The sequence below is a fragment of the Allorhodopirellula heiligendammensis genome, from assembly GCF_007860105.1.
In the GTDB taxonomy this organism is placed as follows: Bacteria; Planctomycetota; Planctomycetia; order Pirellulales; family Pirellulaceae; genus Rhodopirellula; species Rhodopirellula heiligendammensis.
On the sequence record NZ_SJPU01000001.1, the window covers coordinates 122,324 to 136,163 of the forward strand.

The following is a 13,840-nucleotide window of genomic DNA, read 5'->3' on the forward strand; positions in this document are numbered from 1 at the left end:
GTCACTGCAACTTTAGCCAGCGTTATGCCTTCAATGAGGCCACGAGTCGGAACGCGTGGGAACGATACTCACCGTGGACAAACAACCCTTGCTCGACAGTTGGATCATGTTTCAACGCGAACACACCGTTTCGGTCGACCGAATGATCTGCGATCCACTTCTACGTGTGGCGTTTCTCGAGTCACTCGGCTCAATCGCAGCCACTCATTCCGAGAACGAAATCCTGTGGGCTCTGATGAGCCTGCGAAAACGAAAAGAACTTTCCAAAAGAAATTCGAAACCGACCCCCCCGGTGACCAAACGTGTCACCCCGGTCAGCTAAGCTACGTTTTCAATTGTTTTTACGACCCAACCTAGCATGCGAAACACAGGCATGGATTTTGACTCATTCTTTCAACAAGCGACAGGGCGTCCGCCCTATCCCTACCAAGCCCGTTTGGGAACACAAGAGCCGCTTCCACAGGTTTTAAGCGTGCCTACCGGAGTAGGGAAAACCGCTGCAGCTGCGTTGGCTTGGCTGTACCGTCGGCGCTACGCGGATGACGCAGTGAAGTTGGCAACGCCAAGACGTCTCGTATATTGCCTGCCAATGCGGACGTTGGTGGAACAGACTCGTAATGCGATTTCTGGCTGGGTGGAGAATTTGCAAATTGCCGATCGAAATACAGGTGGGGTTCGTGTCGCTGTACTGATGGGTGGCGAAGATGATCAGCGATGGTTCGAGCATCCTGAAGCCGATCAAGTATTGATCGGTACTCAGGACATGCTGCTTTCACGATCGCTCAATCGTGGCTACGGGATGAGCCGCTACGCTTGGCCCGTTCACTTTTCGCTACTCAACAACGACAGTTTATGGGTGATCGACGAGACGCAGTTGATGGGCGTCGGTCTGACAACAACTGCTCAGCTGGCGGGACTGCGACGCAAGTTAGCAACGTACGGACAATCGCATACGCTGTGGATGTCGGCCACGCTGGATTCCAATGCGTTGGCAACCGTCGATCACCTGCAATCCGATGGTGATGATTGGTCGGCCGAAACACTTCAGGCTGATGACACGAATAATGAGCGGGTGTTTCAGCTGCTCAATGCAAAGAAGCCGTGCGTTAAAGCTAGCATTGAGTTAACTCCCGACAACAAAAAAACATACGCCGGATCGTTGGCGGAATTGATTGTCGCCGCACACGTTTCCGGCGAGCTAACATTGGTCGTGGTCAACCGTGTGAATCGAGCGCAGGAGGTCTTCGAAGCGATTAAAAAACTGGTAGGCAAACTGGATGTGAAACCGGAAACATCGCTGATCCATTCGCGTTTTCGACCTGCCGATCGATCAAACATTCAAGCCGCAGCACTTGACGAGTCGACGATTCCCACAGCTGGACGGATCGTGATTTCTACTCAGGCTATCGAAGCGGGCGTGGATATTTCGTCGACCGTCTTATTCACAGAACTCGCCCCCTGGTCATCCTTGGTGCAACGATTCGGTCGCTGCAATCGGCGTGGAATGTGTGGTGTAAACAATAAAGCCGCAGCCCAGGTTCACTGGATTGACATCGATACGTCCAATCCGAAACGAGTCGCGGATTTGGCGTTGCCGTACGAAATTGCCGAACTCGAGGCTGCTCGCGCGGCTATGAATGAGCTAGCGGAGGTCGGGCCACAGTCACTTGCGGGCGTCGAAGTCGAAACACCACGCGTTATTCACCATGTTTTACGTCGCAAGGATTTGCTTGATCTGTTCGATACGACCGCTGACTTGAGCGTAAACGATCTCGATGTATCGCGCTATATTCGAGATAGCGATGATTGCGACGTCCAAGTCTACTGGCGAGACTGGGACCTAAAAGACAAAACGCTCGGTGGCAAGCCGCCGATGCCGAAGCTCGACGATGGCAGTGTTATGTTCCCTGCTCCATCCCGAGACGAACTTTGTTCGGTTTCGATCGCGGCGGTTCGCGGCAGTTCGGCATTCATCAAGAAAGCAGCCAACAAAGATATTCTTTGCTATACATGGGATTCACTCGATCGACAGTGGCAAGTGGTCAAACCGAATGCGGCTCGACCCGGCATGGTGTTACTGTTTCATTCGCGAGCCGGTGGCTATGACAGAGAACTGGGTTGGACAGCCGATCCAAAGCATGCCCCCGTCTCCGATTGCCGGAGCGAAGTCGGAGTGCTTCAAGCGTCGATGGATGAAGACGATTTGGCTGGTAGGCCATTAAGTGTAGAAGCCCACTTGCGGGATGTCGGACAGGCAGCGGTCGCCCTGCGACAAGCACTCCAGAGTGAACTAACCGATGTGCCATGGTCGTCGGTCATCCGAGCTGCTTGGTGGCATGATGTTGGCAAGAGTCATCCAGCGTTCCAGGGTGCAGTCATTGCATCGAATTCCCAACTGGATCCCAATCAGCTGTGGGCAAAGTCGGGCAAGAGCGGTTACCTGAACTATCAGATTGTCCCTTCCGAAACGCCAGATGTCGACTCTGATGTCATGATTGAGGTCCTGCTCCAGCTTCGTCGCGGCTTTCGCCACGAATTGGCCAGTGCACTCGCTTGGCTGCAACAGCATCCTCATGATCCGGCATCCGACTTGATTGCCTACTTGATCGCCGCCCATCACGGCAAGGTTCGAATGAGCTTGAGAAGCATGCCCAATGAGAATCAACCGCCCGATGCTGGCCGGTTATTCGCTCGCGGAATATGGGATGGCGATGAATTGCCCCGGATCGAGATCGGCAATGCCGAAGGAGATATTTCTGAAGCAACCAAATTGTCTCTGGGATTAATGCAGCTAGGCGAGTGCGATGGTCATCCAAGTTGGTTGGCTCGCACGATCGGACTGCGTGACGATCTTGGACCATTTCGGCTGGCGTTTCTGGAATCAATGGTTCGTGTCGCTGACTGGCGTGGTAGCGAGAAAGGAACCTCCAAATGAGCAACCAACTCCATACGATCAACTTGAAGGGCTGCTCGCCGACGCCTCTGGCACACTACTTGAAAGCACTCGGGATCTTGCGGCTTGTTGCTGAGCAAGTGGACACAACCGCGCTGTGCTGGTGGAAGAATGATTCGTTCTGGCTACGGTCGACACTGAATGAAACGGCGTTACAGGAATTTTTCTTGAATCAGTACAGTCCAACTCCACTTGTTGCGCCGTGGAACGGCGGGAGCGGATTCAATCCAAAAGACAATCAAGACGCGATGAAGGCGATTGAAGGCGGAGAGGCCGCGAGATTTTGCTCTTACCGCGATGTTCTTGCACAGTGCAAATCTCTCCTGACGAATATGCCCGAGGATGAGGAGAAGGCCAATCTTTTGTTGTTATGCCGAAATACTCTACCAGATAATGTGTTGACGTGGCTGGATGCTGCATTTGTCCTTACCGGCGCTGGACCTAAATATCCGCCGCTTCTGGGTACAGGCGGAAACGATGGTCGCCTGGAGTTCACGAATAACTTCATGCAGCATTTGATCTCGCTATTGAATCCTACGGATGGGAATGCGGCAGTGGATGCGGAAGCTCGAATTGAGGAATCGCTGTTTGCCGAGCTGAGCTGTTGCCGAAGTCGCGGTACGATCGGTCAGTACGACCCAGGTAGCCTCGGCGGATCGAATAGTGGTTCGGGTTTCGATGGCTATAGCACGGTGAACTCATGGGATTATGTGTTGATGCTGGAGGGGGCGATCATGTTCGCGGCGGCGTCCACCAAGCGATTGGAGTCGGGCGACAGTGGAGCACTTGCCTATCCGTTTTGCGTTCGTTCAACGGGTGTGGGATACCGAAGCAGCAGCGATACGGACGAGGCCTCCTCTCGGGCCGAAATGTGGCTTCCGATTTGGGAGTCGCCCGCGAGCTTTGCCGCTATCACGACATTGCTCTCCGAAGGACGCGTGGAAACACGTAAACGAAAGGCAAAAAACGGGGTCGATTTTGCGAGGGCGATCGCGTCTTTAGGTGTCGATCGCGGTATCAATGAGTTCCAGCGTTATGGATTTCAGCAACGTAACGGCCTTGCCTATCTTGCCGTGCCACTGGCTCGTTTCCAAGTCAAGGCTCAACCCGAAGCAGAAGAGCTACTGGCTCCGCTCGACCACTGGCTCGATCGGTTTCGTCGTGCGGCGACGGGAAAGACGGCTCCGGCGCGCGCCGGGCGAGCGTTGCGACAACTTGAGTCGAGCATTTTGAACCTTTGCCAGCGAGGCGACGCCACCGACGTGCAGGCAACTTTGATCGCGTTGGGCGAAGCAGAAGCCAGTGTTGCCATTTCAAAACAACTGCGTGATGGCAGCATGGGCAGCGGAATCAGTCCGCTGCCGCTTCTGAGCGACGATTGGTTGATAAAGTCATACGATTGTAGTTGCGAATTTAGATTGGCTGCCGCCTTGGCCAGTGTTACCCACAGCTCGGTTGGTCCTATCCGTCGACATTTCGAACCGATCGATCCGACGACTTGGAGGTCGCGATATCCCAAATGGGCTCGCGACGCATCCGACCCTGCGATCGTTTGGACCAGCGGCTCGCTCACCCAAAACTTGTCCGCCATCCTGAATCGCCGCATGATCGACGTGATGAAGTCTGGCAAAGATGATGCGTCAAAGGAATTACTCGCCCCACTTCGCGGTCGCTTAGTAGCAACCTTGCCGGACATCGCAGCGTTTATTGGTGGCGCTGTTAATGACGAACGTATCGAAAGCCTGTTCAAGGCCTTTTGCCTGATGGACTTTCCCCAATCCAAAGAGGGCTTTGCGAAAGTCATGCAGACATTGCATGCTCCTCAGGTCGGACGCGCGATGCCCGATGCGGCGTATGGTTTACTCAAGCTTTGCTACCTGCCTCACAGACTCAATGACGTTGCCATCGTGTTAAACCCGCAAATCTTACGGCGAGCCACATTGGGTGATGGTGCGGAAGCGACACGACTGGCTTCGCGGCGATTGACTGCGTCTGGTTTTGGACCAGCTGCCGACGCATTGCCGATGAGTCGCCAGCAGGCCCAGCGAACCGCCGCAGCTTTGTTGTTCCCGATTTCGAAAAAGGACGCCGACCGGTTATCACACCGTGTGTTGCATCAGTCTGAGCCAAACGTTGACACGAGTGTCGCCCATCCGGGCTGAGTGAGTGTCTTGTTTCAATTCCCGCGAGCTGATGTCCATGGCAGTTCTTGTGTCGGCCTCTGGTCTCTGACTGCGGAACACCTTCCGCTACTGCATTTCTTTTCTAGTTTTCCCTTAGGAGTTACGAATGACAATTCAATTCGACGCATTAAAATCCGCACCCCGACTGTTGGTGGAAATTCCTCTCAAGCCGATTCAAGGGTCTCGTTTTCAGCCGACTGGTTTTCCGGATCTCGGTGCCGCGACGTTCAAAGGGTTCAACGGTGCGGGCGATCCGGTTGACTGCCTGCTGGTCGAATCCGCTCAATCGGTAGCCAATCGGTTGGAATCGGTCTGTTGGGATGAGGGTAACAATTCGCTGGTGTCTCCGCTCAATGGCCTGCCCTACGTACAAACCACTTTGCCCGACGGAACGGTGACCGACTCAATTCGCGAAGCGCATCGATTGAATTCGCCTTACATCGCGTCCTCAAAGTCTCCAGAGTTCGATGCGATCAAAGATTCCATCGGGTTTGAAGCTAACAAACCATTCAATCGCCAAAAACTAGCCAAGGCACTGCTGAAGTATGATCCATGCAGTTTGCTTCACGGTACTTTTCTCGAAAAACTTGGCGGTGTCGTTCGCTTGCCTCGAGTAATCTCGGGATTCGTAGAGGCCGAAGGAATTGAGGTTGCCTCGGCCGGTGGAGTGAAGTTCGATCGTGTGCAACCAGGCACCGGTGAGAACACTCCTTACGGTAAAGCGGCCGAAGGCTATGGTAACGTGCCATACCATCGCGACGAGTACACGGCGAGATCGATCGTAGCCTACTTCAATCTCGACCTGGCACAACTGCGCGGCTATGGCCTAGGCGAGAATGCTGAATGCCTATTGATCGCCATTTCACTGTACAAAATTCGCAAATTCCTAAGTGAAGGCTTACGGCTTCGCACTGCATGCGATTTGGAAGCGACCGATGGCATCATCGTCAAGCGGCCCTTGGGCTTCGATTTCCCAGAATTAGAATTCCTCGAGAGCGAACTGCCAGGGCTTGTCCAGAGAGCGGCAGATGAAAAACTTTTTGCGGATCCCGCTGTTACCCAAATGAGCTACAAGAAATAACCCCATGATTGCCATTGAAATGCGGTTCCTCACCGGCAAGTATCATGCGACACCGTGGGGACGACAAGTGAATGAAGGTGCCGTTGAATGGCCACCATCGCCGTGGCGTATTTTACGCGCACTACTGGCAGTATGGCACTACAAATTCCCGGAAATCCCGGAAGCCCAGATGCATGACCTTATGCACAAACTCTCGGATGTACCCGCGTACAAACTTCCCCCGAGCACTTCGGGACACACGCGTCACTACATGCCAACAATAAACGATGCAAAGACCAAGGTCTTTGACACGTTCATCGCAGTCAGTCCGAATGATCCGTTAGTCGTCTGCTGGCCCAAATTGGAACTGACGGAAGACCAGCGTCGGTTGCTTGCTCAGTTGGTCTCAGCAATGAGTTACTTTGGACGTGCTGAATCGTGGGTAGAGGCCTCAGTCTCGTTAACCGCTCCCGACTCATTTAATGCAAAGCAACTAGACGATCGAGGCGTCGGTAGTTGTCAGGAGCTGATTCGCTTGCTCGCGTCGGACGACTGGGCTCAATATGGCCAGTGGCGAGCTCAGATACAGAACCAGATCGAAAAACAAAAGCTCTCCGATAAACGCGCGAAAGCAATGGAGAAGGGCAAACCAACTGACAAGATCAAGCTTTCCGCAAATGAGAAAGCTGCAATTCAACGATCGTTACCCGTATCGGCATTTGATGCATTACACGTCGAAACAGATCAATTGCGCAAAGCTGGTTGGAATCGTCCGCCGGCAAGTCGGTGGATCGATTATGTTCGCGAGAATGAGAAGCCCATACAGCGTTCAGAGTCACTCATACCGAAAGCGAATGGACCAACAATCGCTCGCTTCGCGGTTGCGGGACCAGTGCGTCCTCGATTGACGGATGCATTGTGGATCGGGGAGCGCGCAAGGAGCTACATTATGGGCTGTTCGAAACGGCAAAATGGCGACCAGTGTTCCGAAGCGTTCTCTGGTAAGTACGCCGATGGCACGCCACGAAGGGACGGTTCTCAGACTCACGGCCACGCACACTATTTCGCTGAATCTCTCGGTCCCAACAGTCGTGGGCGCATCACGCATTTGACCATTTTCATCCCGGCCGGAATTCAACCAAACGATGAAGCTGCGCTTAGCCGGTTCACCCACATGCACGGATCTGATGGTCATGACCTGCAAGTCGTCCCACTCGGCGTTGGCTCCCCCTGTGACTTTGGTGGCCTGGATCCGCGTCGTGGACAAACTGCTTTGCTTGCGTCGAGCCGTGTCTGGGAATCGCGTACACCCTTTGTCGCGACGGATCACCTGAGGATTCGCAATCACGAAAAGAAGGACCCTCAGTGCTACGCAGAGGCGGAACACCGCGAGTTGGAGCGACTCGTGCGGAAAGAGCTCAACCGGCGTCCATGGCTGGCTGAATTTGCTGAAGGCGTCACGATCGAACGTACATTTCACACATTTCTCGGTGGCACAAAAACGTCTTGGTTGAAATTCCGTCGAACGCGTCAGCGTGGCGGCGGCCGTCAAGCATCAACACAAGGCTATGGATTCCGACTGATCTTCGACGTTCCAGTCGAAGGGCCTATCTCACTCGGCTATGGTAGCCACTTTGGATTGGGACAGTTTTCCGCGGTGGCGTATGCATGAAATTGACACAGTGAATGCCCGAAGCAACCGCTGAAGACCTTTATTCTTGATCTACAACGGTTTTCGTACCCAAAACGTCGCTAAAAGTTCTCGGACCTTAAATCCGGTTCAGGGCTTGATGAATCAAATGCGGAGGGAGTTCAAATTAATTATTGATGACTTTTCCGGCATGACATCTAGCGCTAACTCGCTATAAGTTTGGAAAGCTGAATGATACATATTGTCTAGAATGCCCTTAGTTGGCTTCAATCGATCACCGTTATTGCCAAAGCTGCGTTGCTGGCGGGCGAGCCGGCGCCAAAAAGAAACGTCCTGAGACATCATCATCCGCGGAGGGTGCGCTCGTATGCATCTACCATGGTGTCCCAGTTGAACTCGTTGGTGATCTGGGGGGCGGCGGTGGATAGTTTTGCTCGCAGGGAGGGGTTGGCGAGGATCTCACGTAGACCGGAGGCGAGGGCGGTGGCCTCGTTTTCGACCAGCCAACCGTTTTCGCCGTGCCTGATCGCGGATCGGACGCCACCACCCGCATCAATGGCGACCACGGCGAGACCGCCCGCCATCGCCTCAAGCATCGCCGATGGGAAGCCTTCGTATAAACTCGGCAGCACAAACACATCAGCCTCTGCTAAGTGTGGCCACACGGAATCGACCCAGCCGCTAAATTCGACGCGGTCTGCGATCTTCCCATCGCGTGCGATCGCTTCGAGTGCTGTTAACTCGCTCCCGTCGCCGAGGATCCGCAGTGTCCACGCTGGTGCCTCGCCGTCTTGCGTAATTCCAGCGAGTGCCTGTAGCAATCGCTGAAATCCCTTCTCGGGCTCCAGTCGACCGATGGCAATCAAACGTACGGCAGTGGGCGCATGGCTTGCCGCTCGTAATTGCGTATATTCTGGGGGCGGAAGTTCAACTGCCGATGGAATCACGACGGGGTGAATATTCATGCGGCGATGCAATGTTGCGGCTACCTCGTCGCTCAAACAGACCACGGCATCGGCGCGGGGATACAACCGATCACGCAGCCATTCACGCACTCGCCCGAGCGATTGATGAGCCGGGTCGCTGCGTTCACTGACGACCACACGCGGGCATCGGCGCAGCCCCCGGGTCGCCGTGAGAACCAATACGTTGGTTGAGTCGCAGAACGATAACACGACGTCATACTCGCCCTGGATGATTTGGCGGCGCAGGCTCGTGACACGCTCTACCCAGCCGATCTTGCGTTTATCCGTCGACATCACATCGAGCGGAATCCATCGCACCGCATCACTGAGTTGGTGACGACGCCGCGCCCCGTCATCGAGCGTGATCAAGTCAACACGGTGCTGCCGCGCAGCGAGTCGTCCTGACAATCCCGCCATCACTCGTTCGGCACCACCACCATCGAGCGAGTGAATCACACATGCGATGCTCAACTGCTTCAATGGATCCGTTGCGACACATTGCGAGGCTGCGTCCGCGCATTCGATCGAGTCGCCTGAGGAATCATTCAAGTGATCATTCGCCTCGGATCAATCGGCTGCCTTTACCAGTCAACCGTAGATAAGTGTCCGACGGGAGACCTTCCAGCCCGAGAAAATGAGCTTGCGTCGGCGGCGTGTCGCTGACTTTGAAAATGGCGGTCGCCTCGTCAACTTCGTCGAACATCGCGACTTTCACCATCTCGATCTGGAGTTCGCCCGCAGTTTCGAATTGCCGCCAGTAGAACTCGCCACCGAGCCGAGGAATGTCCGTAGTGCCGGCGGGTTGATGTTTGAGATTATCCCAACTGAACCCGGGGAACACAACAGGCATGTAGCCCATCCCATGCCGCTGGGCTTCCTCACGGTCCCCTGCCCAACGTCCCGTGTCAGCATAGAGCTTGCCGGCTTCCCGGTGCACATGCCCCACGTTCCACGGACTGAGGACATCAAAGCGGCGAAGCGCCCGTGCCCACTGGGGGTCCGACTCGTTACGCCACGGCCAGTTGCAACCGCCGATCAGCGTGACTTGGTAGGGCCCCTCCGCTTTGAAAAAGTCGATCAGAGCATGAGCCGTTTCGCTGCTAAATCGCTCAGGGAAAAATCCCCAAACCCCCAGCACAGGCAGCCCCTCATGGTGTAGGTACTGAGGGTTTTCGGTGATCTTCATTTCATCCACGAGAGCTTTCCAGTCCGTGGTGATCCGCGTCAACAATTGATCTTCGGGCACACCGCTCATGTCATACTCGACGGCAAAGACGCGTCCCGTCTCCTGCGCCGCTGCAGCGGCATGACGGAGTACACGTGTGGAGTCAGGGTGTCCGGTGCCGGAAACAAATCGTTGCACCAGCGCACCATCAATTTCGTATTGACGCATCCAATCGAAATGCCGATCGACGGTGAGCGGGTTTGCCGAACTGAACAGTTCCGCCGGACGACCGTCGGGGTAGGTGAAACCGGGTGCCGGATACTTCTCGCCCGAGGTGTACTCGCGCATGTCCGGCCACATTTCAATTGTCAGCGACTGCGGTGTGATCTGTTTCCGGTCACGACTCCAGTGAACCCAGCCCCGACCGCTCGGGTCATCGGGGCAGCGGAACCAGCCTTGGTAGCCACAGAGCACCTTGTGATGCAGGGTGGTCGCGTCGATGGTGGGAACGGGATCGGCGGCGTACGCATGATGAACGGGTCCGCAGACGCTGCAGACGATCCCGAGCAACAAGGCGAATCCGGCCTGCATGAGCGGGGAAAAGCTATTTAACGTTGGAGTCCCCCATGACGCACCAAGACATCTCGCGCGGTTGTGAGCGTCGCCATGCGGTGGACGATCAGATACGACGCTAGCTCGCACGCTCAGGCTCACGCAGAATAATCGCACATCGGTTGTTCGTCGGTTCATACCTGGGGGCTCGTATTTTCGGTCGGGGTAGCCATTCCAAATCGAAAGCCGGCTTGCAAGCGATGTCCTCGAATGAATTCCGCCGCGTCCATCTCTTTTTTTCCGGCCGGTTGCAATCGCTCGACGATGATGCGTCCATCACCGCAGCCAATCGCCATCTCATCTTTCGTGTCGCTAACGAGCAGATGTCCGATCTGGGCGTCATCAGCCGCCGCATCGGGCCGAGCGGTGACCCGAACGATGGCCAGCCGCACGGGTGGTTTGCCAGGTTTCGTCTCGGCAAAGGTGTACGCGATTGGCCAGGGTTGCATCCCGCGAACGAGACAGTCGATATGGCGAGCGGAGCGGGACCAGTCAATCTCAGCTTCCGCCTTATGGAGCCGGGGTGCCTTGGACACGCGTGCTGGATCTTGGACAGCCCCCAATGTCGGCAGCGGCTCTGCAGGGTCATGACCGACTAGCGATTGGTCGAGCAGCTCGATCGCTTCGATCGTGGCTTGCACACCGATCGCCGAGAGGCGTTCTTCGAGCTCGCCCGAGGTCTCGGTTGTCCCAATTGGGGTTCGGCGGGTGGCAAGAATGGGTCCGCCATCGAGCCGTGGGGTCATGTGAATCACACTCACGCCGGTTTCCAAGTCTCCACTGAGCACCGCTCGCTGCACCGGAGCTGCACCTCGGTAGGCTGGCAACAGTGAACCGTGCAGGTTAATGCCTCCCCACCGTGTCGTTGCCAACGCAGCGGGCCGGAGTATCTGTCCGTAGTCACACACCACCATGAGATCCGCCTCAAGCTCGGCAAGCCGCTGCACCACAGCGTCCTCATTGATACTGTCGGGGGACTCGAGCGGAAGTCCATGGGCAACCGCCCAATCGTGAACTGGGGCCGGCGGCGGGCCGCGGCGACTCTTGACGGGTGGGCGGGGGCGAGTGATGACAAGCGGTACCTCATGTCCCGCAGCGCGGATCGCTTCGAAGGAAGGGACAGCGAAGGGGCCCGTGCCCATCAAGATAATGCGGCGTTTTACGGAATTCATGTGTAAGCTTTTTCCCACTCTGCGAGTCGACGTGCGAGTTCGGCGTCGTCGGGAATGCTGCCGGTATTTCGGAGCGACTCAAACGTCGTCTCAAACTCAGCGAGCGCGTGTTCAATGTCACGTTTTGCTTCGATCCCAATTCGATCAAAGAACATCACCCCGTCGAGATGATCAACCTCATGCTGGACAACGCGTGCCAAGAACCCATCAAGCTCAACATTAATTTCATTTCCTTGCAGATCGTAGCCTTGCAGCCGAACAGTCTTGGGCCGCTTCACCTGCGCGTACACGCCCGGAACGCTGAGGCACCCCTCCTGTCCGGATTCACTGCCCTTCGGACGATCGATCACTGGATTGATGACGATCCACTCTTCGCCCTCACCACGCTCCCCACTGGGGTTGGCGACGAACATCCGAATCGGCAGATCGACTTGATTGGCCGCCAGCCCGACGCCTTCGTTGTCGTACATCAGCTCCAACATCTCTGCAGCCATGCCGCGAAGTTTTGCGTCAACTCGTACAATGGGTCGACTGCGATGCTGCAGTGTCGGGTGAGGGTAATGGATGATCGAAAGGGTCATGGCGTCGACAATAATCTGTAGATGGGAGGCATTCGGTGCAGCTGATTATGAAGCATGGGCGCGGATTTGATAAGAACCTGCAGATCGGGAGCCAATCGCAACCGCATCACGTCGATTCACACACCCCGGCAAGCGAGCGAACATCGCCGTCTGGCACGAACGTCAGTAACCGCTGGATGTGGCGATTGTATCGCTGGAGTGTGACGGCATTGGTGAAATCGATGTCGCTCGTGATCGAGAGGTTGATTCGCCACGTGATCCACGACGGGGTTGGCTCCCGTGCGTGTTCCGAAAAATTCCTGCGTGAAAGATTCTGATTGGAGTGGTCATCCCGTTTGGGAGCCCTACTAACACTGCAGAGACCGCGACTCCGAGTCGACGCGGTCAAACCGAATCCTCCCCAACTGAGACCCCACGATGAAAAAGTTAATCTGCCTCGTAGCCATGTTTTCCACTTCCAGCCTGTCGGCCGGTGAGCAGTGTCCACTCGCTGCCGCTGCCGCCCACCAAAAGGCAACCACCCTCGTCGCAGCCCCTGCTGACACAACGGACGACATTGTCGACACTGCCGTCGCCGCCGGTCAGTTCAAGACACTCGTCGCTGCCGTCGAGGCCGCTGGCTTGGTCGACACGCTCAAGAGCGATGGGCCCTTCACTGTATTCGCGCCTACTGACGCTGCGTTCGCCAAGCTGCCATCAGGAACAGTCGAAGCCTTGCTCAAACCTGAGAATCGCAAGAAACTGCAAAACATCCTGACCTACCACGTCGTCTCCGGCAAAGTAATGGCGGCCGATGCTGCGAAGCTGAACAGTGCCAAGACGGTCGAAGGTCAACCGCTCGTGATCAAGGCGAGCGACTCCGGCGTCATGATCAACAAGTCGAAGGTCGTGAAAGCCGATATCGTAACGAGCAACGGTGTGATCCACGTCATCGATAGTGTACTGATGCCTGCTGATAAAGATATCGTTGCCACTGCTGCGGGGAGCAAAAACTTCTCCACGTTAGTGGCTGCGGTAAAAGCTGCCGGCCTCGTCGAAACGCTTCAAGGCGAAGGACCATTCACAGTCTTCGCTCCCACCGATGAGGCATTCGCAGCACTTCCCGAAGGCACAATCGCCAGCCTGCTCAAGCCCGAGAACAAGGGCAAGCTCGTGTCAATTCTGACCTATCACGTCGTCCCCGGTGCTGTCCTCGCGGCCGACGCGGCGAAGCTGTCCACGGCGAAGACCGTCAACGGAGAAAAGCTCTCGATCAAGACAGCCGATGGGAAAGTGATGATTGATGATGCGACTGTCACTGCCGCTGACATCATGACGAGCAACGGCGTCGTCCACGTCATCGATCACGTGCTGATGCCCTAGATCGTTTGCGAATCAATGCAGTTGATTCACAAAGATTAAACCACAATGAGGCCTGTCCTCGAACATCTTGGCACCCTGAATATTCAGGGGCCATTCGGTGTTCGAGGATTTCGGCGTTGCAGACTGACTGCGTTTT

9 protein-coding genes are annotated in these 13,840 nt (G+C 55.6%); 5 read left to right on the forward strand and 4 right to left on the reverse strand.

Features of this window, described 5'->3' with window-relative positions; genetic code table 11:
• Positions 1-373: 373 nt before the first annotated feature.
• The 4 genes from cas3g (at position 374) to csb2 (ending at position 7,868) form a co-directional block, all read left to right on the forward strand.
• A complete protein-coding gene (gene cas3g / locus Poly21_RS00515) occupies positions 374-2,935 on the forward strand; it encodes a type I-G CRISPR-associated helicase/endonuclease Cas3g (RefSeq protein WP_146404936.1) in 2,562 nt (853 codons plus the stop codon).
• Positions 2,932-5,115: a type I-G CRISPR-associated protein Cas8g1/Csx17 gene (gene cas8g1, locus Poly21_RS00520; RefSeq protein ID WP_146404938.1), complete on the forward strand. Its 2,184-nt coding sequence runs from the start codon at positions 2,932-2,934 to the stop codon at positions 5,113-5,115. Before cas3g ends, cas8g1 begins: the two co-directional genes overlap by 4 nt.
• Before the next feature lie 127 nt (positions 5,116-5,242).
• Positions 5,243-6,217, forward strand: a complete 975-nt coding sequence (cas7g, locus tag Poly21_RS00525) for a type I-G CRISPR-associated RAMP protein Csb1/Cas7g (RefSeq protein WP_146404940.1) — start codon at positions 5,243-5,245, stop codon at positions 6,215-6,217.
• 4 nt (positions 6,218-6,221) lie between these two features.
• A complete protein-coding gene (gene csb2 / locus Poly21_RS00530) occupies positions 6,222-7,868 on the forward strand; it encodes a type I-G CRISPR-associated protein Csb2 (RefSeq protein ID WP_146404942.1) in 1,647 nt (548 codons plus the stop codon).
• 323 nt (positions 7,869-8,191) lie between these two features.
• Here csb2 and Poly21_RS00535 read toward each other — a convergent pair whose 3' ends face one another.
• The 4 genes from Poly21_RS00535 to def are packed head-to-tail and all read right to left on the reverse strand — an operon-like array spanning position 8,192 to position 12,342.
• On the reverse strand, positions 8,192-9,361 hold the full coding sequence (locus tag Poly21_RS00535) for a glycosyltransferase (RefSeq protein ID WP_367302515.1): 1,170 nt from the start codon (positions 9,359-9,361) through the stop codon (positions 8,192-8,194).
• 4 nt (positions 9,362-9,365) lie between these two features.
• On the reverse strand, positions 9,366-10,727 hold the full coding sequence (locus tag Poly21_RS00540) for a glycoside hydrolase family 99 protein (protein WP_146404944.1): 1,362 nt from the start codon (positions 10,725-10,727) through the stop codon (positions 9,366-9,368).
• Positions 10,724-11,761, reverse strand: a complete 1,038-nt coding sequence (fmt, locus tag Poly21_RS00545) for a methionyl-tRNA formyltransferase (RefSeq protein ID WP_146404946.1) — start codon at positions 11,759-11,761, stop codon at positions 10,724-10,726. The genes Poly21_RS00540 and fmt overlap by 4 nt, the downstream gene beginning before the upstream one ends.
• On the reverse strand, positions 11,758-12,342 hold the full coding sequence (gene def / locus Poly21_RS00550) for a peptide deformylase (protein ID WP_146404948.1): 585 nt from the start codon (positions 12,340-12,342) through the stop codon (positions 11,758-11,760). The genes fmt and def overlap by 4 nt, the downstream gene beginning before the upstream one ends.
• A 417-nt stretch (positions 12,343-12,759) precedes the next feature.
• Here def and Poly21_RS00555 point away from each other — a divergent pair, with 417 nt between their 5' ends.
• Entirely contained in the window at positions 12,760-13,704 is a 945-nt protein-coding gene (locus Poly21_RS00555) for a fasciclin domain-containing protein (RefSeq protein ID WP_146404950.1), read from the forward strand.
• Positions 13,705-13,840 lie beyond the last annotated feature (136 nt).